Below are 22,837 nucleotides of genomic sequence, written 5' to 3'. Positions count from 1 at the left end.
ATTCTTATTTTTTGTTTTCAATCTGCTATACAGCAGCTTTAATCCCTAACTTATGCGCTTTGCTCTTCTTTTTCTGCAACAGCTTTAACTGCAAGCGCGAAGTTGCGCACAGGAGCTTGAAGCACGCTGAGGAGCATGGAAAGGAGACCTTCGCGGGATGGCAGTTCTGCCAGCGCTTTGATTTCCTCAACACCGATAACACGGCCTTCTACAACTGCACCTTTCAATTCCAGCGCAGTGTTTTTCTTAGCGAAATCATTCAAGATTTTAGCTGCAGACACTGCATCATCTTTGCCGAACGCGATTGCAGTAGGACCTGTCAATACTGCGTCCAGTTCAGTTAATTCTGCTGCCGCAGTTGCACGACGGAGCAGCGTGTTTTTCAGCACTTGAAATTCGATTCCGGCTTCGCGAAGCTGCTTACGCAGCTCAGTTACTTGGGCAACATTCAGACCGCGATAGTCAGCAACCACAGTTGTTACGCTCTCGCGCAATTTTGCAGCTACAACTTCAACAGTTTCTTGTTTTGCTTGAATCACTTTTGCATTTGCCAAACTGTACACCTCCTGATCAATTTATCCACTTTGCTCGACCAACCTATCCGGTGATCGTCCAAAGCTACCTTCATGAGCATGAAAAAAGCCTCCGTAGAGTACGAAGGCTTGATAAATCTGCATGGACGGGACGAGCCCGTCACATGAAATGTTCTATCATAACACCTCGGTAGGAGATTAAGCCCGAAGGCACCTACTGTCTACGGTAAGCATATTCAACTTTAATGGTCAGTCACACGGACTCACAACTTTTACAGAATAACAAAATCAATTGAACGTGTCAATCAAAATATTATTTGTAGACAGATGCGTTCACACGAGCACTTGGTCCCATAGTCGAAGAAATAGCGATGTTTTTCAGGTAAATACCTTTAGCAGCCGCTGGCTTCGCACGGTTCAAGGCTTCGATCAAAGCTTTAAGATTCTCGTTCAGTTGTTCAGCACTGAAGGAAGCTTTGCCGATTGGCGCATGAATTTGACCCGCTTTATCGAGACGGTATTCGATTTTACCGGCTTTAATTTCTTGAACAGCCTTGGCAACGTCGAAAGTAACTGTGCCTGCTTTAGGGTTTGGCATTAAGCCTTTACCACCGAGCAAACGACCCAGTTTACCAACCTCACTCATCATATCAGGTGTCGCAACGCAAACGTCGAATTCGAACCAGCCTTGTTGAATTTTGTTGATCATATCTTGATCGCCAACAAAATCAGCGCCAGCCGCTTCGGCTTCTTTCACTTTGTCACCTTTCGCAAATACCAGAACGCGTTGTGTTTTACCCGTACCATGTGGCAGGACAACAACACCACGAACAGCCTGGTCTTGTTTACGGGAATCTACGCCCAAACGGACTGCTGCTTCAACAGTTTCGTCAAATTTAGCAGTTGCGCCTTTTTTCACCAATTCAACGGCTTCCAAAGGCTCATAAGTCGCTTCGCTGTCGATCAGCTTAGCGGCTTCCAAGTACTTCTTACCATGTTTAGCCATAATCTTTTCCTCCTTATGTGGTATTAGCGGATATTCCTCCCACACTTGCCGGACAGGCAAACTGCCGGCACACGAAGACTAATAAAAATTAGTCTACGATGGTGATACCCATGCTACGAGCAGTACCTTCAACCATACGCATTGCCGATTCTACAGAAGCAGCGTTAAGGTCAGGCATTTTTTGCTCAGCAATTTGACGAACGGCAGCGCGATTTACAGTTGCAACTTTCGTTTTGTTCGGTTCACCGGAACCTTTTTCGATTTTAGCAGCAACTTTCAACAGCACAGCAGCCGGTGGAGTTTTGGTGATGAACGTAAAAGAACGATCTTCAAACACCGAAATTTCAACCGGGATGATCAGGCCTGCTTGATCAGCAGTACGAGCATTGAACTCTTTACAGAATGCCATGATGTTGACACCTGCTTGACCCAAAGCTGGACCTACTGGAGGCGCTGGATTAGCTTTACCTGCAGGGATCTGCAGTTTTACCATTTTGATTACCTTTTTTGCCACGGATGACACCTCCTTGACTCAATAGTGGTAGACGGACCTAATGATCCTCCCACAAGAAACCTGTAAGAAAAATCTATATTTTCTCCACTTGAGTATAATCCAACTCAAGCGGGGTTTCCCGTCCAAACATGTTGACGTGAACCTTAAGCTTGCTCTTCTCAACCAAAATTTCTTCCACGGAGCCCACAAAATTCGCAAAAGGACCAACTTTAATTCGCACGGATTCCTTAACATCGAATTCAATCTTCGGTTTCGGCTCTACCATGCCCATATGCTTCAGAATCTGTTCAACTTCTTCTGGAAGCAAAGCTGTCGGTTTGGAACCCGAGCCTGTTGATCCTACAAATCCCGTAACACCTGGTGTGTTGCGCACAACATACCAAGAGTCGTCGGTTTGAACCATTTCGACCAAGACATAACCAGGGTAAACTTTACGCATAACGGTCTTTTTCTTACCGTCCTTGGTTACCAGTTCTTCTTCCATTGGAACAAGAACGCGGAAAATCTTGTCCTCCATGCCCATGGACTCAACGCGTTTCTCCAAATTGGCTTTGACTTTGTTCTCATACCCTGAATAGGTATGAACGACGTACCATCTTTTTTCCATATCAAGCCACCTGGAACCCTTCCTAGATAATCGCTTCGATCGCAGCGGAAATGCCGATATCGAGAACCCAAAAATAAATCGTGACAAACGCAATCGTCCCAATGACAATCAGCGTATAGTTGGTCAGTTCTTTACGATTGGGCCAGCGAACCTTCTTGAGTTCAGCCCAGCTTTCAGAGAAAAAGGAAAACAGAGACTTGAAACTGCGTTTCACGCCGACTACACCTCCAAAAAACTATCTGCTTTCCCGATGAGAAGTCTGTACGTTACAAAACTTACAGAATTTCTTCATCTCCATGCGGTCGGGGTGATTACGCTTGTTTTTCGTCGTTGTGTAATTTCTTTGTTTGCATGTTGTACAAGCCAAAGTAATAATTACCCGCATGATGTGCACCTCCCGAAGACATCCAACACCGGAAGTCTCATAATTGATCCTAAAAAAACCGCGAATTTAGGCCTACCTAAAACACTTTATCACACGCGGTTTTCCATGTCAACGAATGTTTGCATACATTTCGCAGTCGGCTGTGGTGCATTTTAACATCTGTTCATCCTTTTAAAATCATCTCTGAAAAACCTCTCCAAGATCCATGCGATATCTATTATTCATCTTTTTCAGTATAAATCATTCTTGACACATATAAACCTGCATATCCTGCCCTTAAGGAATAAAAAAAGGCTCGGACTCGAGCCATTTCCCTACCAACCTCTACTTTCAGCTATCCCTTACTTCCAAATACTTTTCAAGTTTGCGCTTGACCCGTTGCAACGCATTATCAATAGATTTCACGTGGCGGTCAAGGTCCTCGGCAATTTCCTGATATGAACGTCCGTCCAGATACAGCATAAGTACCTTCCGTTCCAGCTCGCTCAGAATCTCAGACATCTTGTCCTCAAGGCCTACAAACTCTTCCTGATTGATAATCAGCTCTTCAGGATCACTTACCTGTGTTCCGCAAATCACGTCCAGTAACGTCCGATCCGACTCTTCATCATAAATGGGCTTGTCCAGAGATACGTAGGAATTCAGAGGAATGTGCTTTTGTCGTGTGGCCGTCTTGATTGCCGTAATAATCTGTCTTGTAATGCACAGCTCGGCGAAAGCCTTGAACGAAGCAAGCTTGTCTCCCTTAAAATCACGAATAGATTTGTAGAGACCAATCATGCCCTCCTGAATAATATCCTCGCGATCAGCGCCGATCAGGAAGTAGGATCTGGCCTTGGCCCGCACGAAGTTCCGATATTTATTAATCAGAAACTCCAGTGCCTCCCCATCACCTTCATGGACTGCTCCGACAATGTCTTCATCATTTTTGTAATCAAACTTTGACAACATGATATCCTTGAGGTCCACACTCACTAACAATCCCTCCGGCTGCAACGCAAGATACCCGTTACTCTCTCAAATATACGACAAGTATACGCGATGTAACCTGATACCGTCAACCACAACAACCTAAAAAAGAAGAGCGCTAACAAAATTGTCAATGGTTTCAAAATGGAGGGGTTTCCAATTAATGGATTACATTTCTCAGGACTATTCTCTTCTCCAGCGCTCAAACAGCTTTCGAAGTTCCGGGCTCAGCTTGGCATCCAGCGAATTGCGGGACAACTTAGCGCTATCCTGCTCTATCCGCTTTTTCACTTCCTTTTCAGATTCCTCAATCTCGATCAGAAGTTCACGCGCCGACACCCTGAGCGCTCCTTGTCCAAAAGCAACATGTTGTTCCACCTGATCACTTGTTGCTACATAAATGCTTCTTCTCCGGCTGCTTAGCTCCCGAACCAATCGCTCGATACACTCGTCAGCGGTCTCTTTTTCTTTTGTAAAATAAATCTGGACTTTACTCTGGGCATACGTTTTACCCAATCCTGGCACCCGGTAAGCATCAAATACGACGATGACTTTTCTGCCGGAATACGCCTGATGATCCGCGAGTCGTTCAAGCAGTCTGTCCCTCGCTTCCTGCATACCAGATTGTACCAGTGCGGAAAGTTCGGGCCAGGCTCCAATCATGTTGTAACCGTCCACAAGCAGAACATCCCGCGTGTCAGCCATATCATCAGCCCCGTGCCTGTCGTCCGCGCAACACTTCGTACATCACGACACCTGCGGCTACAGATGCATTCAGGGAATTGATTTGCCCAGCCATCGGCAGCTTAACGAGTACGTCACATTTCTCACGGATCAAACGGCCTATCCCTTTATTTTCGTTACCAATGACGATAGCTACTGGCCCTGTGAATACACCATTTCCAAAAACCGGGTCCGTAGCTGTCACATCTGTGCCGACTACCCATACGCCTTCCTCTTTGAGACGGTCGATGGTTTGCCCCAAATTGTTCACACGCGCCACCGGAACGTACTCAACCGCCCCCGCCGATGTTTTGGACACCGTTACAGTTACTGCCGCTGAACGTCTTTTCGGCACGATTACGCCATGTGCCCCTGTGCAGTCCGCTGTCCGAAGGATCGACCCCAGATTATGTGGATCTTCAATCTCATCCAATAGGATCAAAAACGGCTCTTCTCCCCTACTACGGGCAGTTGCGAGCAATTCTTCCACTTCAACGTAGGCAAAAGGTGCAGCCTGCGCAACCACTCCCTGATGCTGTATTCCCGGAACCATTTGATCAAGCTTACGCTTGTCTACCTGTAAAACAATGATCCCCGCTTTTTTAGCCTCAGCCGTAATAGGCAATGTCAGGTGCTTTTGTGCATTATCCGCAATCCATATTTTATTTATCGTTCTGCCTGAGCGAAGCGCCTCCGTTACCGAATGCTTACCGGCAATCCATTCTTCTTCCATATCTAGCTTCCTCCCGAGAAACGGCGGATGCTTGACGCAATTGATCCGCTCGTTCCCAATTAAGATTTTTCTGTATTTTCCATTTGTGCAATGCCGTACGTAATCAATTCTCTCATTCTGTCCAAACGTCCGTCACAATAAAAAAAGCCGAACAGTCCCTCCAGCGCAGTAGCATGACGATACTCAAGCACATCAGCATTTTTGGGCAGGCTTCCTGACTTGGCATTTCTGCCTTGTCTGACAATATCACGTTCTTCCTCCGTCAGCACCGTCTCCAGCAGCGCGAGCATACGGCTCTGCGCCTTGGCGGAGACTAGCCCTGTGGCTCGTCGATGTAAATGGTTCGGGCGCAGATTGGGCTGCGCCAGCAAATATTGTCGCACCGCGACCTCATACACGGCATCGCCAATGTAAGCCAGCGCAATCGGCGGCATCAGGCGGGCCGGCTTGGACGCAGGATACGGGAACCAGTTTCCCGCAACTTCCGAAGCTCCCGTGTTCAATGGCTTATCACTCATTTTCGCCGCCACCGCATACCCTGTGCTGTATCCTCAAGCACGATTCCTTTAGCAGCCAGCAGATCGCGAATTTCATCGGCTCTGCCCCAGTTCTTGGTTTTGCGGGCCTCGACACGTTCCGCAATCAACTGTTCAATTTCATCGGCCAACAACTCTTCTCTCGGTTCCTCGTATATACGAAGTACGTTGTTCATCGCATGAAAAGTATGCAGTACAGCCTGCAATTCCGTCTGATGTACGACATCGCGCTGCAACAAATGGTTTGCTTCGCTAACCCAATCGAATAGAGCAGTGATCGCATCAGGTGTATTGAAATCGTCATCCATTTTTTCTCCAAACTGCTGCAAAATTCCGTCGAGCTTCGTTTTCAGCTCCGTCGATACTTCCCCATTACCTTTCAACGCATTAGCTAAACGATGCTTCACATTGGCAACTGCATTGGCAATCCGCTCGACACTGTTCTCCGCCTGACTCATCGTCTCTTGGTTGTAGTTCAACGGATTCCGGTAATGCGTCGACAGCATAAAATAACGTAAAGCCTCAGGCTTGTGACGAGCGCGCAAATCTTTAACCAAAATACCATTACCGAGTGATTTCGACATTTTTTCATTATCAATGCGAATATATCCGTTATGCATCCAGTAGCGGGCCAATGGCTTACCCGTAATCACCTCGGATTGTGCGCATTCGCATTCATGATGCGGGAATTGCAAATCCTGTCCGCCCCCGTGAATATCCAGCGTATCCCCCAGATAGTGGCGAGCCATAGCAGAGCATTCGATATGCCAGCCCGGGCGGCCGTTGCCCCAAGGACTCGACCAATAAATTTCTCCCGGCTTGGCAGCCTTCCAGAGTACAAAATCCTCAGCGTTTTCCTTACGTTCATCCACATTAATGCGAATCCCGAACTGAAGCGCCTCCAGATTCTGACCCGACAGCTGACCGTAGCATTGGAATTTCTTGGTCCGATAGAACACATCGCCATCATTTTCATAGGCATAGCCTTTGTCTACCAGTTGATTGATAAAATCGATAATCAGGTCCATACTCTCGGTTACACGGGGATTCATACTCGCTGCTGGGACATTCAATCCTGCCAAATCCTCATGATACGCCGCAATAAATTTGTCGGCAACGGCCGAAACATCCATATCAAGTTCCCGAGCCTTGCGGATTAGTTTATCATCGACATCCGTAAAATTCACCACATAATTCACGTCATAGCCCAAATACTCCAGGTAGCTGCGCACCACGTCAAACACAATTACAGGTCGTGCATTCCCGATATGAATGTAATCATACACGGTAGGTCCACATACATACATTTTAACCTTTCCAGGCTCCAGTGGCACAAAAGGCTCCCTACTCCTCGTCATTGTATTATAAATTTGAAGCGGCATTGTTATGTTCCTCCCTCATGAAAATCATTTTTCTAATTTATTCTCTTGAGTCACCTGATGTTGCTGATTGGATTGCCCATCCTTCAAATCAGACATTTCTGCACGCAATCGTTCTAATTCCAGTTGAAGCTCCCGCATAGAATCCACGACCGGATCGGGTAGCTGGTGACTAAGTCGATCTGGACGTCTACCGTCCTGTCTGACAACCCGTCCCGGGATACCCACCACCGTACTGTTTGGCGGTACCTCTTTTAGCACAACTGAGTTGGAGCCAATGTTGGACTGCGCCCCAATCGTAAAAGAGCCTAATATCTTGGCCCCGGAGCCTATAACCACATTATTCCCAATCGTAGGGTGGCGCTTCCCTTTCTCTTTACCCGTCCCTCCAAGAGTGACCCCCTGGTATAATACGACATCATCACCAATCTCGCAGGTTTCCCCAATGACAACTCCCATGCCATGGTCAATGAACAGCCGATCTCCGATACGAGCGCCGGGATGGATTTCAATCCCTGTCATAAACCGCGATACCTGAGATATAAAACGGGCTAGAGTACACCAATTTCGCAAATAAAACCAATGTGCGATTCGGTGTGCCCAAAGGGCATGAACGCCGGAATACGTAAAAACAACCTCCAGCTTACTCCGGGCGGCCGGATCATTATCCAAAACAGTCTGAATGTCGGATTTGATATGTCTGAACATGTCGCCCCTCCTATTTCCCCCATTTCCTTGCCGCATCTTCACACAACTCCATGTTTCGCCAATCTTCGCATTCGCCAGTACACTTCGACATTCTTCATCTTTAACGAGCTTGAATTTGATAAAAATGAAAAAAGCGTCTCCGCAGCCTAAGCTGCAGAGACGCATGAACGTGGTCCCACTCTGCTTCGGGCATACCTGCTGCATATAAGCAGAGAAGCCCGTCTTTGGCGTCCGGTAACGAGAACGATTCGGCACACCCTTGCCATATCAGCAGTCGATGCTAATTAGGGTTCAGGCGAACGGCTCCCAGGCGCATTTCCTCCGCAGGTCATCTGGACGACTTCCAGCCCGGGGTTCCCCTCGGCCGTCCTCTCTGGTAAATGCCCTTATGCAGTGTACTTCTCCTGTTCTCAGCCTTTACACGTAAATATCAATCCGTATGAATGGAGTCATTATAGCGAAAAGACAACAAATTGACAAGGAGTATCAGCCTTTAATTTGTTCCCTGAGACGGTCCAGCACCTTGTCACGTCCGAGCAAAAAAATCGTTTCATTCAAATCTCGTCCATGAGTTTGACCTGTAAGGGCCACGCGAATCGGCATAAACAACTGTTTCCCTTTGAAGCCGGTTTCCTTTTGAACTTCCTTGATCAGCTTGGCCATTTGTGGAGCCGTAAATTCCTCACTCGCTTCCACCTTGCCAGCAAAGGCATTAAGCACCTCAGGAACCTGTTCTTCAGCCAGCACAGCCGCAGCTTCCGTATCAAGCTCCAGATGCGAACGGAAAAACAGCTCAGACAAAACCACAATGTCGGACGCAGAGTTCATTTGTTCCTGATACAAGCGAACAAGAGCCTTGGCCCAGTCCTGCTGCTCCGCAGATAATTCAGCCGGCAAAAGTCCCGCTGTCTGCAAATGAGGAATCGCCATGCTGGCAATTCGCTCAGGATCAGCCTTTTTAATATAGTGATTGTTCAGGTAAGCAAGCTTGTTCGTATCAAATACGGCCGGACTTTTGGACAAACGATTGGGATCAAAAACCGAAATCAATTGCTCCCGGTCATAAATTTCTTCTTCGCCTTCCGGAGACCAGCCCAGCAGCGCAATAAAATTGAATACAGCTTCTGGCAAGTAGCCCAACTTGTCGTACTGCTCCATAAACTGAATAATGGACTCGTTGCGTTTGCTAAGCTTTTTGTGATCATCGCCCACGATCAGTGTCATATGACCAAAGATTGGAGGCTCCCAGCCAAGCGCTTCAAAAATCATCAATTGTCGCGGTGTATTGGAGACATGATCCTCGCCCCGCAGCACATGCGATATTTCCATCAAATGATCGTCCACTGCCACTGCAAAGTTATATGTCGGAATACCGTCTTTTTTGACGATAACAAAATCGCCGCTTTCCTTCGAATTAAATGTGATTTGGCCTTTGACCATATCATTAAATGTATATTCGCGATCTTCTGGTACGCGGAAGCGGATACTTGGTACACGACCCTCCGCTTCGAATGCCTGACACTGTTCCTCCGTCAGATCACGGTGTTTCCCGGAGTAGCGTGGTGTCTCCCCACGTTCCGTCTGTTCTTCACGTTCGCGTTCTAGTTCTTCTTCGGTGCAGTAGCAACGGTAAGCCAAGCCACGATCCAGCAGATCCTGCCAATACGTTTTGTATATATCCAGGCGCTCGGTCTGACGGTAAGGTCCATACTTGCCCCCGACATCCACGCTTTCATCCCAATCCATACCCAACCATTTCAGATATTTAAGCTGGCTTTCTTCCCCGCCTGCAATATTACGTTTCACATCTGTATCTTCAATACGGATAATAAATTTGCCACCTTGGTTCCGAGCATACAAATAATTAAATAATGCCGTTCTGGCATTTCCAATATGCAGATGCCCTGTTGGGCTTGGGGCATAGCGTACACGAACTTCCGTGCTCATAAAATCTCCTCCAAATCTAAGTTCTCAAGATGATAGCATACCCTTAACAAGACAGACAACCGATTGAGCCGCGATCCCTTCACCCCGCCCGGCAAAGCCGAGCTGCTCTGTCGTAGTAGCTTTGACGTTCACCTGGGAAGGGGCCTCCGCTTCCAGCGCACGAGCGATGACTTCATTCATCTGCGGGATGTAAGATGCCATTTTGGGCTTTTGCGCAATAATCGTAGAATCAATATTCCCCAAGCGATATCCCCGCTCTTTGGCCAAACTCCATATATGCTCCAGCAGCTTGAGACTGTCGGCATCCTTGAATTCCGGATCGTTATCCGGAAAGTGTTTCCCGATGTCCCCCAGACCGAGCGCGCCCAGAATGGCATCACTAATCGCATGCAACAGCACATCAGCATCAGAATGACCCAGCAATCCCTTTTCATAAGGAATATTCACGCCCCCGATAATGCACGGCCTTCCTTCCACCAGCTGGTGGACGTCAAACCCTTGTCCCACTCTGATCATCTGATATCCTCTCCCTCTGTCTTTACCCATAACTCCGCCATATCCAAGTCCTCAGGCGTGGTAATTTTGATATTTTTGTAGCTGCCCTGAACGACAGTGACCGGAATCCCTAATCGCTCCACCAGCATCGAATCGTCTGTCCCCAAAAATCCTGCCTGCTCCGCTTTCTCGTAGGCCCGCAGCAGATCGGAAAGACGAAAAGTCTGTGGCGTTTGAATGCTCCACAGACTTCGGCGATCCGGCGTTGCCGTAATGATACCATCCCCGTTCACTTGCTTGACTGTATCCTTTACAGGTACTGCCGCTACAGAAGCACCAGTACGCTGAGCTGTTTCCAGGCATGAACGTACAAGCTCAGGCTGAATGAGCGGGCGCACACCATCATGCACCATCACCCAATCTGCTTGCAGGTGGCTCAGACCACGATATACCGAATGCTGCCGTTCACTGCCACCAGCCACCACCTGTACGTCCTTGCCAATCCGGTATTGACGAATCCACTCTTGGCAGCGCTCGACATCTTCTGCCCCCGTCACCATCACCATTTCATCCACTTCGGGCATGGCTGCGAATATTTCAAGTGTATGTATGAAGATGGGCTTGTCCCGCAAAAGCAAAAATTGCTTGCTTTCCGGCGTTCCCATACGGGAGCCGCGCCCGGCTGCCACAATGACGACTCCTACCCGATTGTTCATTGAAATGACTCCTGCCTTGATCGCATCTGGTCGATCCGTATGATTACACATCTACTTCATCATACCGCGTTTATTGAGCTTTTTCCAATAATTTCGGTTTGGCAAAAATCATACGGCCCGCAGAGGTCTGAAGTACGCTCGTTACCAACACCTCCATCAGAGAACCGATGTAGTCACGACCGCCTTCCACAACGATCATTGTACCATCATCCAGATAGGCCACACCTTGCCCATGCTCCTTGCCGTCTTTGATAATCTGCACCATAATTTCCTCACCGGGCAGCACTACTGGCTTCACTGCATTTGCCAAGTCATTAATATTCAATACCGATACACCTTGAAGCTCACACACCTTATTTAGGTTAAAATCGTTCGTTACCACCTTACCCTGTAGCACCTTTGCCAGCTTGACCAGTTTGCTGTCGACCTCTGAAATCTCCTCAAAATCGCCTTCGTAAATCAATACATTTACATCCAACTCTTTTTGGATCTTGTTCAAAATATCCAGACCTCGCCGCCCGCGGTTACGCTTGAGCAAATCCGACGAATCTGCAATATGCTGAAGCTCCTCCAGCACAAATTCGGGAATAACAATCGTTCCTTCGATAAAACCCGTCTTGCAAATATCCGCAATACGTCCGTCTATAATCACGCTGGTGTCCAAAATTTTATGTTCCTCCAGCTTGCGTTCTTCCACACCCGTACCTCGACCAAAAAATCCCGAACTCCAAAATGAAGACAGCTCGTCTCGCTTTTCCAGTCCAACCATCACACCCACATATCCGCATACGATGGTAACGGCCGTTTGAATCAGTTGACCTGGTGCCTCCAGCCATGACAAGAGCGGGTAAACCGCTAAGGAAAGGATCAAGCCCGCCGCTAATCCAATCGCACCTGCCATCATCTCGTTCATTGGAATCCGTACCAAACCTTCGATTCCCTGCTGTAAACGATTCGCCACAGCTGTTCCGGCGAGCGAACATCCAGCCATAAATAGCACAGCTCCCGCAATCATCCAAACAGCCATTCCCGGTAAAGAACCATCACTCAACCACTGAGGGAGCCATGATACGATACCTCCTACCCGATGGTATAACGTATAGCCGAACCATGCTCCGCACAATCCTGTAAAAGTTAAAATAGCCTTTCTCCACATTGAGTCTCTATACCTCCTTTGTTTTCTTTTTACATCCTGATATTTATTGGATATACATCACTCTCCTTACCAGTATGATCCAATTCCTGCGCAACTAACCCTATATTTTTGATTTTTTATGCATAAAAAAAGCATTTATCTCCCTGAAATGATTCAAGGAAATAAATGCTTATTTGTTTTTCGCTAATACTAATGCTGTGAATGACGATATTGATCATCCTGTTCTTCCTGAGTGGAACGTCCCCGTCCGCGTCTACGTGACAGCTTACGGATATTAAGTTTCATGCCATACAATGCATATAGCACCAGCGGTACGAAAATCAGCTTCGATAATTGATCCGGAAATTTAACCGCCAGCACAACCGCAGCAACCACAACCCATGGAGCGATCCAGATCGCTTTCTTCGGAAGGCCAACCTTTTTTAAATTTGGATATTTCATCGAGCTGACCATCAAATAAGAGACAAGCAGCATCGCAACCGACATGTATAACAGGGAGACATCATTATGAAACAAGGATAAAGTCGCTAACACTCCACCTGCTGCCGGGATCGGCAAGCCTGTAAAATAACCCGGTACACCGGGACGTACATTAAAACGAGCCAAACGTAACGCTCCACACATCGGAAAAATGGCCGTAACCGTCCAGGCCAAAGCCGAATTAGCATCATGAAAAGCAACCATGTACATAATAACTGCGGGGGCTACACCAAAAGATATCATATCTGATAAAGAGTCCAGTTCTTTACCGAATTCGCTCTGGGCATTCAACGCCCGCGCTATTCGTCCATCCAGTCCGTCCAACAACATGGCGACAATAACCATAATAGCGGCAAGACTGTATTTTCCGTCTACGGCCAATAAAATGGCGATCATTCCGAGAAACAAGTTACCTAAGGTACACATGTTCGGAATTGATTTGGTAATCATCTCTTCACCTCAATGTATGAATTGTTCCATTATAATCCTTTCACTGTATTACATTTACATTTGCCTGTCAATGAAAACTTGTTCCTGCAATCGTTTGAGTCCCTCTTTAATAGTACGCGCACGGACTTCACCAATGCCATCCACTTCATCCAGTTCTTCAATCGTCGCTGTCATAACATGCGGAAAACGTCCAAACCGCTCGACCAGATTGTGAATGATCACATTCGGTAGACGTGGTATCTTGTTCAGCACCCGATAACCGCGCGCCACGATATATTCTTCTGATGTCGCAGCCGAAGACGGGTAACCCAGCAAACGCACAATATGATTCACATCCAGCAACTCGTCGTCCGTGGAACGCTTGAGACCCAATATAATTCCGCGAATTTTCTCATCGCTATCGTCTTTGGCATAGTCCCTATACAGCAGCCGAGCCTCTTCCTCGATATTACTGACAAGCTCATCCATCTGCATGCTAATTAAACGGCCCTCATTCCCAAGCTCGTTAATAAATCGTTTGATTTCCATTTTGATGCGCAGCACCATTTCGATCCGTTGGATAACATTTACGACTTCAGGCATGGTAACCAATTCTTCAAATTCCGATGCCGTCAAATTCGTCGAGGCTTGCCCCAATACGGATCTATACTTTTCCAGTGTCTGAATGGCCTGATTGGCTTTCGTTAAAATAACCCCGATTTCCTTGAGCGCATATCGCAACGTTCCCTGGTACAACGTAATAATATTACGCCGTTGGGAAATGGATACGACTAACTTGCCAGTTTGCTTTGCAACCCGCTCCGCTGTCCGGTGCCGAATTCCCGTTTCAATCGATGAGATGGAAGAGTCAGGAATCAGTTGTGTATTCGCGTATAAAATCCGTTTCAAATCCTCACTCAGTATGATGGCGCCGTCCATCTTAGCCAGTTCATACAAATAGTTCGGCGAAAAATCACAGTTAATGGAGAAGCCGCCGTCCACGACCTCCATTACCTCCGGGCTATAGCCAACGACCAGAAGAGCGCCCGTTTTGGCACGCAACACGTTTTCCAATCCGTCGCGAAAGGGAGTTCCCGGTGCCACAAGCCGCAGCAAATCATTCATTTTATCCAGTTGGCTCGCTTCTTTCATTCTCATTGCCCCCTAATCTAATGCGGCTGCCAATGCATCTGCCACCGTTCCTACTCCTACAATTTGTATCCCTTTCGGATGCGTCCAGCCCTTCAGGCTCTTCTCCGGCATAATCACCCGTTTAAAACCCAGCTTCTCTGCTTCCCGCACACGCTGCTCCGCTCTGGATACAGCACGCACCTCACCCGTCAGCCCCACCTCGCCAAAAATCACATCGTACGGCTTGGTAGGCGCATCCCGGAAGCTGGAAGCAATACTCACTGCTATAGCCAGGTCCACCGCTGGTTCATCCAGTTTTACGCCCCCGGCTACATTTAGATAGGCATCCTGATTTTGCAAAAACATGCCCATCCGCTTTTCCAACACGGCTATAATCAAACCCATTCGATGATGGTCAACCCCTGTGCCCATTCGGCGTGGAGAAGGAAAATGTGTGGTCGCAATCAGCGCTTGCAGCTCAACCAATACTGGTCGTGTTCCTTCCATACTGGCGACGACAGTAGAACCAGCCACCCCCAGCGGTCGTTCAGACAGAAACAACTCGGAAGGATTCGACACTTCACGCAAGCCGCTTTCAGCCATTTCAAAAATACCAATTTCATTCGTAGAGCCAAAGCGATTCTTAACCGCACGCAACAGCCGATACGTATGATGGCGCTCTCCTTCAAAATAAAGCACACAATCGACCATATGCTCCAATAGACGCGGGCCTGCAATGGCCCCTTCCTTGGTCACATGTCCTACCAGCACCGTTGCAATACCTAATCCCTTGGCAATCCGCATAAAACGTGAAGTACATTCCCGTACCTGTGCTACACTCCCCGGCGCACTCGTCACCTCAGGCAAATATACGGTCTGGATAGAGTCAATCACCAGAAACTCCGGTTTTAGGCTGTCCACCGCTTCTTCAATCGTCACCAAATTCGTTTCACATAATACGTATAGGTTGGGGGACAAGGCACCGAGACGGTCTGCACGTAGCTTCGTCTGACGGACCGATTCCTCACCCGACACGTACAGCACCTTTAAACCGGTTAAAGCCAGCTCATTCGATGTCTGTAGCATAAGCGTAGATTTCCCAATCCCCGGATCACCGCCCACCAGAACCAGTGAACCCGGTACCACGCCTCCCCCGAGTACGCGATTCAATTCGCCAATTCCCGTCAAAATTCGTGCTTCTTTGCCACTCTCCACCTCGATAATAGGGAGCGGCTTATCTTTTGTGCTATGAGTAAGAAGGGACGAACCCATTCCTTGAGTTTTTACAACGCTTTCCGTTTCTTCCACCATGGAATTCCATGCCTGGCATCCGGGACATTTTCCATACCATTTAGGCGATTCATAACCGCACTCCGTACAGGAAAATTTAGTTTTCACTTTAGCCATACTTTGTTCCTTGGCTCCTTATTTGACAACGATCAATGTCGGATTTATCATCACACAGCCCGGAAAGAGCTGTAACAATAAAAGTTTACCATTGAAGCTTGGCGGACGTAAAGCGATATCACAAACTTTTCCAAAGCACTTATCCAACCACTCCACAGTGCTTTATACATAAAAAGGGTGCCCTCGCCATAGCTTTTCAGCCTGCGAGGCACCCTTTCGGACCACTTTTATTATGCTAACCTATCGTACCTCTGTCCTTTTTAGGCAAAAGCCGATGATTATCGTTAACTTTTATTGCCTGCTCAGTATAATGCTCAGGACTTCGCGGACACGTTATCCTTTTTCGTAACGGTCAATGCACCGTTCTCTTCATCAATAAATAGAGAATCGCCTTTGGTGATATTACCCGTCAGCAGTTCCTCGGACAGACGATCTTCGATATGCTTCTGGATTGCACGACGCAATGGACGCGCACCATACGCCGGATCAAAGCCTTCCTTCACAAGGAATGCCTTAGCCCTGTCTGTCAACTCAAAATCAACCTCGTACTCATTCAGGCGCTTACGCAGCTCTTCGGACATGAGCGACACGATTTCGGCGATGTGTTTTTCTTCGAGAGAATGGAAAACGATAATTTCATCAATCCGGTTCAAGAACTCGGGACGGAAGCTTTTCTTCAGTTCATCCATCACTTTGCCCTTCATGTTATCGTAATCCGCTCCAGCGTCCACAACAGCTGTAAAGCCCAGAGTTGAGTTACGTTTGATCGCCTGTGCACCTACATTGGATGTCAGGATGATGAGTGTGTTGCGGAAATCGACGACACGACCTTTGGAATCCGTCAGACGTCCATCTTCCAGCACTTGCAAGAGAATGTTGAACACTTCTGGATGTGCTTTTTCAATCTCATCCAGCAGTACGACAGAGTAAGGTTTACGACGTACCTTCTCAGTCAATTGACCGCCTTCTTCATATCCAACATATCCTGGAGGCGATCCTACCAGACGGGACGTGGAATGTTTCTCCATGTATTCGGACATATCGATTCGGATAACCGCATTTTCATCTCCGAACATGGATTCAGCCAACGCACGTGCCAGCTCGGTTTTACCAACCCCGGTTGGACCAAGGAAAATAAAGGAGCCGATTGGACGCTTCGGATCTTTCAGTCCGGCACGTGCCCGGCGAATAGCCCGGCTAACTGCCTTAACTGCTTCATCCTGCCCAATTACCCGTTCATGCAACAACTCTTCCATGTTCAGCAAGCGATGAGTTTCTTCCTCTTTCAGCTTACTGACTGGAACGCCTGTCCAGATCGCAACGACCTGAGCAATATCCTCCGGTGTTACTTCGGAATCTGTACGTCCCTGTTGCTCTTTCCATTGGTTTTTCGTAACATCCAGCTCTTCACGAATTTTCTGCTCTGTATCACGCAGTGCAGCCGCCTTTTCGAACTCCTGGCTTTGTACAGCCGAATCCTTTTCCTTACGGATATCTTCCAGACGGTTTTCCAGCTGTTTCAGGTCTGGCGGTACTGTGTAGGAATTCAGCCTTACCTTGGAACCTGCTTCATCAATAAGGTCAATTGCTTTATCCGGCAGGAAGCGGTCGGTGATATAACGGTCTGACAATTTTACTGCCGCTTCAATGGCTTCATCCGTAATTTTTACACGGTGATGCGCTTCATAACGGTCACGCAGGCCATACAAGATTTGAATAGCTTCTTCTGGAGAAGGCTGATCTACCGTAATTGGCTGGAAGCGACGTTCCAAAGCAGCGTCCTTCTCAATATATTTGCGATATTCGTCCAGCGTTGTCGCACCGATGCATTGCAGCTCGCCACGTGCCAGAGCAGGCTTTAAAATGTTGGAGGCATCAATTGCACCTTCCGCTCCACCTGCACCGATCAGCGTATGCAACTCGTCAATGAACAATACGATATTTCCAGCCTGACGAATCTCGTCCATAATCTTTTTCAAGCGATCCTCGAACTCACCACGATATTTGGTGCCTGCTACCACAGAACCCATATCCAGTGTCATAACACGTTTGTCACGCAGCGTTTCGGGAATCTCATTAGCAATGATTTTTTGCGCCAGTCCTTCGGCAATTGCCGTTTTACCTACCCCTGGTTCACCGATCAGAACCGGATTGTTCTTTGTACGGCGGCTGAGAACCTGAATTACACGCTCAATTTCCTTACTGCGTCCAATCACAGGGTCCAAGTTATTTTCCTTCGCAGATGCCGTCAAATCACGTGCCAAGCTGTCCAGCGTTGGTGTGCTGACATTAGCTGGAGCACCATGATGGCTGGAAACAGCCTCGCTACTGCCGAGCAATTGAAGCACTTGCTGACGTGCTTTGTTCAGGCTGATGCCCAAGTTGTTCAGTACACGGGCTGCTACGCCTTCACCTTCACGGATAAGACCGAGCAAAATATGCTCTGTACCTACATAGGTGTGACCCAGCTTACGAGCTTCATCCATAGACAGCTCAATGACCTTTTTGGCGCGTGGAGTATAGGCAATGTTCGTCGGTTGTTCTTGACCGCGTCCAATCAGCGTTTCCACTTCATCCTGAATTTTTTCAAGTCCTAGCCCTAAACCAATCAAGGCTTTCGCTGCAATTCCTTCACCTTCACGAATGAGGCCGAGCAAAATGTGCTCCGTGCCAATGTTGTTGTGTCCCAATCGAACAGCTTCTTCCTGAGCCAAGGCAAGCACTTTTTGTGCGCGTTCCGTAAATCTTCCAAACATCATATATCCTGCACCTCCACAGTTTGTATTTAAGATCATTCTATATATTAAAGGGTTGTGCCTAATTTTTGCCGGATCAGCTTCGCCCGGTACATATCGCGCTCATCGGTATTCATTTTATCACCAAAGCTTTTTTGCAGAAATCCGGGTTGCGTCATCACGTTCAGCTCATTCATCGCTGCGGTGGATGGACGCTCCAAAATCCCCAAGTCCACGCCAAGACGTACATCGGACAACCGCTGTGCGGCCTCCTTAGAATTCAGTACCGCTGCATATGACAAAATACCGAATGAACGCATCACCCGATCTGTAATCCGCAGCATGGACTCATTCATCAGTCGTTCCCTGGCGGAACGTTCGTGCTCTATAATTTGCAGCACGACGCCATGCAGATTTTCGATAATTTCCGCTTCGGTCTGTCCTAGTGTAATCTGATTGGATACCTGAAACAGATTGCCGACCGCTTCGCTGCCCTCACCATAAATACCGCGAACGGTAAGACCTACCTGTGAAACAGCGGACAAAATGCGGTTAATCTGATGAGTCATGACCAATGCGGGCAGATGCATCATCACCGAAGCTCTCATCCCTGTGCCGACATTCGTCGGACAACTGGTCAGAAAGCCTCTAAGATCATCAAAAGCATAATCGACATGTGCCTCAAATGCATCATCAATAACCATAGCACGTTCCCAAGCTTCTCTAACCTGACATCCCGGATATAAGCATTGTATCCGTAGATGATCCTCTTCGTTTATCATAACACTAACCGATTCATCGTCGCTAATCAAAACAGCACCGTTACGAGATTCGTTCGCCAAATTAGGGCTAATCAAATGCTTCTCAACCAGCACCTGCTTGTCGATCTCATCCAACTCGGATATTTTCAGGGTATGAAAGGTAGCAAAGCTTCCTAAATCATCATATTGAAGGATATCCGTCAAGCGTTGAAGTGCTTCTTCCGACTGCTGGTTGGTAGCAAGCATGGGAAAAGGCAGATGTTGCAAGTTACGCGCAATTCTCACCCGGCTGCTAATGACAATCTCCGAATCCGCAGCTTCACCACACATCCAATCACTTAGCGGCTTTTCCGTAAACCGGATATTGGGCATTACGCATCCCCTCCTACTCTTCACAAAACTTTACTCTTCAGTCATTTCTTTTTCAAGCTTTCTGATTTGATCCCTAAGCTCAGCGGCTAATTCGAATTCTTCCTGTACAATATGCTGTTGCATCTCTTTTTTCAAATCGTCAATTTGCCGTTTGACCTTCAATCGGCCTCCCGTGCGAACCGGAACCTTGCCAACATGGCTCGTACCGCCGTGCACACGCTTGAACAAAGGGTCCAGACGGCTGTCAAAATATTGATAGCACAACGGGCACCCAAAACGTCCCAGCTTACTAAACTGTGCATAGGTCATGCCACACTCCTTGCATTGCAGGTTTTGCGGACCACTGTGGCCTGGAGACTGGCTCTTTGTGCTGGAGTCAAAATCCAACATCCCCGACAACAAGCTATGAATCGAAAATCCGTTAGGTGTTCCAGGGAGCATCTCCCCTTTTTCCTTCGCACACGTCTCACAAATATGAAACTCTGTCTTTTCGCCATTCACAATTTTGGTGAAATGCAAAGTTGCCGGCCGTTTATTACATTCTTGGCACAGCATAAAAGCACCTCCTTCAGCGTCAGGATTTTTACAAATCCCTACATCCAAACCGTTAATCTTGAGTCACACGCTATCTGGCCACCAGCAACGAAATCAGCATAGCCTTAAGCAGCCTTGCCCGTAGCTGGTCACGATAGGGAAGTTTCAGCAATAATGTGTCCCTTGATAAAGCGGCCTTCATTAAACTAGCTTCCCTTTTGCTTAAAAAGTGTGCTTCTTCCAGCTGATAAATTAATCCTTCCGCTGCCGATTGGCTAATTTCCTCTCCAATGCTTTGATGGAGATGCGTATGGATCGCATGCTGTGCAGGCAGTTGAATTCGCTGAATGCGAATGTAACCCCCACCACCGCGTTTACTTTCCACCACATAGCCTTTTTCCAGCGTAAAACGGGTACTGATTACATAATTAATTTGCGACGGCACGCAGGAAAAGCGATCAGCCAAATCATTGCGCTGAATTTCCACTAAACCTTTGGGACTTTCCAGCAATATGCTCTTCAAATATTGTTCAATAATATCGGAAACATTGCGCATTTCATCATCCTCCACTAACGGAAACGCAAATATTCAGTACATTTCACGCTCCACAGAGTCCGCCGTATATTGAACTTAACCGAACGGTAAAGTCACGAATCTAAGCCTGTATCGGGGCAATTCGCCCTCTTACCTCACTTAAAAACATCCCGTTTAGTTTCTAATGTGACCTTTATTCGTAATAAATCATACACCTTCCCTCATGCTCATGAGATTACAGTGAACGTTTATCTACAGATCAGGTCTGTCTTTTCATGCTGTGTTGGTGTCAATGTATCATAACGACCAAAAGCTCAGCGTATTCACACCAATCTAAAGAAGCGCAATAGGCTTCATTGACTTTGACTTTCTTTGACTATATCCACATTATAGCACAAAATATATTTTTGCCAAGAGGTCAATATCATTTTTCGCAATCTAATTATGTTTTATACAAGTATAAGAAAAACTCTTCCCTTTACGGAAAGAGTTCTGAAAAAATGCCGTTAAAATCAGCCACACCTTATGCAAGTTATTTAGGCCAGACTCCCTAAAGAATGAAGACTCAAGAACATTTAAGAGCATTACAATTAGAAAAAATCCAGCAAAAATGTTTGTTTTACCGGTATTACACGTTCTAATGCAGACACAGACTCACCTTGCCCTGTAATACGACTCCACTTATACAGATCATTAGGCCGCTGATAGCCAAGCATCAGGGTGGTCAGCGACTGGATTCCCACACTCAAGTCAGCTTCTACACCGTCCTCGGAAGAACTGCTTGAATCCACTCTGTCCAAATGTCCTTGCCCTTCCGCGTTGACCGTCAATGTCCATATTCCTTCATTCCATGGAGCATAATGATCTGTCAGATGTAAGGTCAAACGTGTTTCCTCTCCAAGTGCCTCAAAAGGATATTTCTCCACAAAAGCAGCTGCATCTACAATACGGCCCATAAAATAAGGCACTGTTTCCTGCTGAATTCGCGGATTATCTAGCAGAAATGGCAGATTGTCATCGGCCGGAATGTAAATGAATTTACCCTGGGTTATCATCGAATCATGATTTGCAAAATACGTCCACAACGCCCGCCGTGCCGTCTCATTAATATATACCAGTTCGTCGCAATTCAGCTGCTTATCTTCAATTTTGTAGAGTGCATATCCCTGAGGATCGCCTGCTTCAGAGTAATACACTGCGGTCCGGTAGTTCTTATTTAATGTCCGCTCTTGCCACCATTCCTTATCTCGTACCAGCGTACCATTATAACGCGAAGCATATGCTTGATATACTTGGTTCAGCTCAGAAATATCTTTTACATCCCGTTTGACTGTACCTTCGGTTTTAAGCTTAGCAGGGAATTTATCGATCGAAATAATATACTTTTTGTATTCAATATACGTTTCCCATCCAAATTTACGATAGAAGGAAAAGGAGAAAGGATGTAGAAAAGAAAGGCTCTGTCCCGCGGTCTTCATCTCTGCAAGTATATGTGTCAAAAGGCGTGAAACCAGACCGCCGCGCCGCTTTTCCGGCCACGTTGCCACACCAGCAATGCCCCCCATGTCAAAAATCCGACCCTGTATGTATACCTGTAACGGTAGCAAAGTCAGCTTCGCATTCAAGTCATTTCCGTCGAATATCCCCCAAGTTTGTTCTGGTTTGAATTTCTTTTTGGATTTCTCCAGATCCTCTGGGGACATTGTAAACTGAAAAGCATATTGAGACAACTCAATAGCAGCTTCAAATTCCTCACGTTGTAATTGTCTGATTTCCATAACTTCGTCACCTCGCTCGTATTACTTGGACTTCCACAAAAAGATCACGCCCTTAGAGTGTCGCAAAGCCTTGGTTCCCTGTCAACCTTAGGAACAGACGGTTATAGTAAAAATGCACAAAAAAAGAACCATAATCTCAAGAGATCATGATTCTTCTTACTTTTGCTTGGCAACGTCCTACTCTCCCAGGACCCTGCGGTCCAAGTACCATCGGCGCTGGAGGGCTTAACGGTCGTGTTCGGGATGGGTACGTGTGGAACCCCTCCGC

At 47.1% G+C, this 22,837-nt stretch carries 24 protein-coding genes, 1 rRNA gene and 1 other annotated feature; all 25 genes read right to left on the bottom strand.

Features of this window, described 5'->3' with window-relative positions:
* Positions 1-50: 50 nt before the first annotated feature.
* Positions 51-554, bottom strand: a complete 504-nt coding sequence (gene rplJ, locus ACWGOO_RS21020) for a 50S ribosomal protein L10 (RefSeq protein ID WP_452486582.1) — start codon at positions 552-554, stop codon at positions 51-53.
* A 72-nt stretch (positions 555-626) separates the two neighbouring features.
* Positions 627-778: a sequence feature (ribosomal protein L10 leader region), on the bottom strand.
* Between the two features lie 68 nt (positions 779-846).
* Positions 847-1,539: a 50S ribosomal protein L1 gene (gene rplA / locus ACWGOO_RS21015; protein ID WP_025685945.1), complete on the bottom strand. Its 693-nt coding sequence runs from the start codon at positions 1,537-1,539 to the stop codon at positions 847-849.
* Between the two features lie 88 nt (positions 1,540-1,627).
* A complete protein-coding gene (gene rplK, locus ACWGOO_RS21010; protein WP_007432595.1) occupies positions 1,628-2,053 on the bottom strand; it encodes a 50S ribosomal protein L11 in 426 nt (141 codons plus the stop codon).
* A 73-nt stretch (positions 2,054-2,126) separates the two neighbouring features.
* Positions 2,127-2,660, bottom strand: coding sequence for a transcription termination/antitermination protein NusG (gene nusG, locus ACWGOO_RS21005; protein WP_014278324.1), 534 nt, complete (start codon positions 2,658-2,660; stop codon positions 2,127-2,129).
* A 22-nt stretch (positions 2,661-2,682) separates the two neighbouring features.
* Complete coding sequence (secE, locus tag ACWGOO_RS21000) at positions 2,683-2,874, bottom strand: preprotein translocase subunit SecE (RefSeq protein ID WP_044647199.1); 192 nt, start codon at positions 2,872-2,874, stop codon at positions 2,683-2,685.
* A 21-nt stretch (positions 2,875-2,895) separates the two neighbouring features.
* Positions 2,896-3,045 (bottom strand): 50S ribosomal protein L33, encoded by a 150-nt coding sequence (gene rpmG / locus ACWGOO_RS20995; RefSeq protein WP_452486579.1) that lies wholly within the window; start codon positions 3,043-3,045, stop codon positions 2,896-2,898.
* 330 nt (positions 3,046-3,375) lie between these two features.
* On the bottom strand, positions 3,376-4,020 hold the full coding sequence (gene sigH, locus ACWGOO_RS20990) for an RNA polymerase sporulation sigma factor SigH (RefSeq protein ID WP_016324748.1): 645 nt from the start codon (positions 4,018-4,020) through the stop codon (positions 3,376-3,378).
* A 177-nt stretch (positions 4,021-4,197) separates the two neighbouring features.
* Positions 4,198-4,719: an NYN domain-containing protein gene (locus tag ACWGOO_RS20985; protein ID WP_452486577.1), complete on the bottom strand. Its 522-nt coding sequence runs from the start codon at positions 4,717-4,719 to the stop codon at positions 4,198-4,200.
* Between the two features lie 4 nt (positions 4,720-4,723).
* A complete protein-coding gene (gene rlmB, locus ACWGOO_RS20980) occupies positions 4,724-5,470 on the bottom strand; it encodes a 23S rRNA (guanosine(2251)-2'-O)-methyltransferase RlmB (protein WP_452486576.1) in 747 nt (248 codons plus the stop codon).
* 59 nt (positions 5,471-5,529) lie between these two features.
* Complete coding sequence (locus ACWGOO_RS20975; protein WP_452486574.1) at positions 5,530-5,988, bottom strand: Mini-ribonuclease 3; 459 nt, start codon at positions 5,986-5,988, stop codon at positions 5,530-5,532.
* Positions 5,985-7,388, bottom strand: coding sequence for a cysteine--tRNA ligase (gene cysS, locus ACWGOO_RS20970; RefSeq protein ID WP_452486572.1), 1,404 nt, complete (start codon positions 7,386-7,388; stop codon positions 5,985-5,987). Before cysS ends, ACWGOO_RS20975 begins: the two co-directional genes overlap by 4 nt.
* A gap of 24 nt (positions 7,389-7,412) precedes the next feature.
* Positions 7,413-8,093 carry a serine O-acetyltransferase gene (gene cysE, locus ACWGOO_RS20965; RefSeq protein WP_452486629.1) on the bottom strand — a complete coding sequence of 227 codons (681 nt, stop codon included), beginning with the start codon at positions 8,091-8,093 and terminating at the stop codon, positions 7,413-7,415.
* 486 nt (positions 8,094-8,579) lie between these two features.
* Positions 8,580-10,040: a glutamate--tRNA ligase gene (gltX, locus tag ACWGOO_RS20960; RefSeq protein ID WP_452486571.1), complete on the bottom strand. Its 1,461-nt coding sequence runs from the start codon at positions 10,038-10,040 to the stop codon at positions 8,580-8,582.
* Between the two features lie 24 nt (positions 10,041-10,064).
* A complete protein-coding gene (ispF, locus tag ACWGOO_RS20955) occupies positions 10,065-10,556 on the bottom strand; it encodes a 2-C-methyl-D-erythritol 2,4-cyclodiphosphate synthase (RefSeq protein ID WP_452486569.1) in 492 nt (163 codons plus the stop codon).
* Positions 10,553-11,251: a 2-C-methyl-D-erythritol 4-phosphate cytidylyltransferase gene (ispD, locus tag ACWGOO_RS20950; protein ID WP_452486627.1), complete on the bottom strand. Its 699-nt coding sequence runs from the start codon at positions 11,249-11,251 to the stop codon at positions 10,553-10,555. Before ispD ends, ispF begins: the two co-directional genes overlap by 4 nt.
* Before the next feature lie 70 nt (positions 11,252-11,321).
* Entirely contained in the window at positions 11,322-12,407 is a 1,086-nt protein-coding gene (locus ACWGOO_RS20945) for a PIN domain-containing protein (protein ID WP_452486567.1), read from the bottom strand.
* Between the two features lie 189 nt (positions 12,408-12,596).
* Positions 12,597-13,337 carry a CDP-diacylglycerol--serine O-phosphatidyltransferase gene (gene pssA / locus ACWGOO_RS20940; RefSeq protein ID WP_452486565.1) on the bottom strand — a complete coding sequence of 247 codons (741 nt, stop codon included), beginning with the start codon at positions 13,335-13,337 and terminating at the stop codon, positions 12,597-12,599.
* A 54-nt stretch (positions 13,338-13,391) separates the two neighbouring features.
* Positions 13,392-14,468, bottom strand: coding sequence for a DNA integrity scanning diadenylate cyclase DisA (disA, locus tag ACWGOO_RS20935; RefSeq protein WP_452486563.1), 1,077 nt, complete (start codon positions 14,466-14,468; stop codon positions 13,392-13,394).
* Positions 14,469-14,480: 12 nt separating this feature from the next.
* Positions 14,481-15,854 (bottom strand): DNA repair protein RadA, encoded by a 1,374-nt coding sequence (radA, locus tag ACWGOO_RS20930; protein ID WP_452486561.1) that lies wholly within the window; start codon positions 15,852-15,854, stop codon positions 14,481-14,483.
* Between the two features lie 314 nt (positions 15,855-16,168).
* Positions 16,169-18,613, bottom strand: a complete 2,445-nt coding sequence (clpC, locus tag ACWGOO_RS20925) for an ATP-dependent protease ATP-binding subunit ClpC (protein ID WP_452486559.1) — start codon at positions 18,611-18,613, stop codon at positions 16,169-16,171.
* Between the two features lie 44 nt (positions 18,614-18,657).
* Complete coding sequence (locus ACWGOO_RS20920; protein ID WP_452486557.1) at positions 18,658-19,722, bottom strand: protein arginine kinase; 1,065 nt, start codon at positions 19,720-19,722, stop codon at positions 18,658-18,660.
* 30 nt (positions 19,723-19,752) lie between these two features.
* Positions 19,753-20,277, bottom strand: a complete 525-nt coding sequence (locus ACWGOO_RS20915; protein WP_452486555.1) for a UvrB/UvrC motif-containing protein — start codon at positions 20,275-20,277, stop codon at positions 19,753-19,755.
* A gap of 70 nt (positions 20,278-20,347) precedes the next feature.
* Positions 20,348-20,812 carry a CtsR family transcriptional regulator gene (locus ACWGOO_RS20910; RefSeq protein WP_137060441.1) on the bottom strand — a complete coding sequence of 155 codons (465 nt, stop codon included), beginning with the start codon at positions 20,810-20,812 and terminating at the stop codon, positions 20,348-20,350.
* Between the two features lie 569 nt (positions 20,813-21,381).
* On the bottom strand, positions 21,382-22,569 hold the full coding sequence (locus ACWGOO_RS20905) for a GNAT family N-acetyltransferase (RefSeq protein WP_452486553.1): 1,188 nt from the start codon (positions 22,567-22,569) through the stop codon (positions 21,382-21,384).
* A gap of 164 nt (positions 22,570-22,733) precedes the next feature.
* Positions 22,734-22,837, bottom strand: a 5S ribosomal RNA gene (rrf, locus tag ACWGOO_RS20900); the annotation flags it as partial.

Source organism: Paenibacillus sp. NPDC055715 (assembly GCF_053617595.1).
Note: the sequence above shows the minus strand (reverse complement) of the source record. Positions and strands in the feature narration are given on the sequence as shown.

What these genes read in the sequence shown, in the direction of transcription:
- cysS (WP_452486572.1), bottom strand. Translation starts at nt 7,388, where the DNA reads ATGCCGCTTCAAATTTATAATACAATGACGAGGAGTAGGGAGCCTTTT.
- gltX (WP_452486571.1), bottom strand. Translation starts at nt 10,040, where the DNA reads ATGAGCACGGAAGTTCGTGTACGCTATGCCCCAAGCCCAACAGGGCAT.
- ispF (WP_452486569.1), bottom strand. Translation starts at nt 10,556, where the DNA reads ATGATCAGAGTGGGACAAGGGTTTGACGTCCACCAGCTGGTGGAAGGA.
- clpC (WP_452486559.1), bottom strand. Translation starts at nt 18,613, where the DNA reads ATGATGTTTGGAAGATTTACGGAACGCGCACAAAAAGTGCTTGCCTTG.
- rpmG (WP_452486579.1), bottom strand. Translation starts at nt 3,045, where the DNA reads ATGCGGGTAATTATTACTTTGGCTTGTACAACATGCAAACAAAGAAAT.
- ACWGOO_RS20905 (WP_452486553.1), bottom strand. Translation starts at nt 22,569, where the DNA reads ATGGAAATCAGACAATTACAACGTGAGGAATTTGAAGCTGCTATTGAG.
- ACWGOO_RS20915 (WP_452486555.1), bottom strand. Translation starts at nt 20,277, where the DNA reads ATGCTGTGCCAAGAATGTAATAAACGGCCGGCAACTTTGCATTTCACC.
- pssA (WP_452486565.1), bottom strand. Translation starts at nt 13,337, where the DNA reads ATGATTACCAAATCAATTCCGAACATGTGTACCTTAGGTAACTTGTTT.
- ACWGOO_RS20920 (WP_452486557.1), bottom strand. Translation starts at nt 19,722, where the DNA reads ATGCCCAATATCCGGTTTACGGAAAAGCCGCTAAGTGATTGGATGTGT.
- rplA (WP_025685945.1), bottom strand. Translation starts at nt 1,539, where the DNA reads ATGGCTAAACATGGTAAGAAGTACTTGGAAGCCGCTAAGCTGATCGAC.
- ACWGOO_RS20910 (WP_137060441.1), bottom strand. Translation starts at nt 20,812, where the DNA reads ATGCGCAATGTTTCCGATATTATTGAACAATATTTGAAGAGCATATTG.
- disA (WP_452486563.1), bottom strand. Translation starts at nt 14,468, where the DNA reads ATGAAAGAAGCGAGCCAACTGGATAAAATGAATGATTTGCTGCGGCTT.
- nusG (WP_014278324.1), bottom strand. Translation starts at nt 2,660, where the DNA reads ATGGAAAAAAGATGGTACGTCGTTCATACCTATTCAGGGTATGAGAAC.
- radA (WP_452486561.1), bottom strand. Translation starts at nt 15,854, where the DNA reads ATGGCTAAAGTGAAAACTAAATTTTCCTGTACGGAGTGCGGTTATGAA.
- ACWGOO_RS20945 (WP_452486567.1), bottom strand. Translation starts at nt 12,407, where the DNA reads ATGTGGAGAAAGGCTATTTTAACTTTTACAGGATTGTGCGGAGCATGG.
- rlmB (WP_452486576.1), bottom strand. Translation starts at nt 5,470, where the DNA reads ATGGAAGAAGAATGGATTGCCGGTAAGCATTCGGTAACGGAGGCGCTT.
- ispD (WP_452486627.1), bottom strand. Translation starts at nt 11,251, where the DNA reads ATGAACAATCGGGTAGGAGTCGTCATTGTGGCAGCCGGGCGCGGCTCC.
- ACWGOO_RS20985 (WP_452486577.1), bottom strand. Translation starts at nt 4,719, where the DNA reads ATGGCTGACACGCGGGATGTTCTGCTTGTGGACGGTTACAACATGATT.
- cysE (WP_452486629.1), bottom strand. Translation starts at nt 8,093, where the DNA reads ATGTTCAGACATATCAAATCCGACATTCAGACTGTTTTGGATAATGAT.
- ACWGOO_RS20975 (WP_452486574.1), bottom strand. Translation starts at nt 5,988, where the DNA reads ATGAGTGATAAGCCATTGAACACGGGAGCTTCGGAAGTTGCGGGAAAC.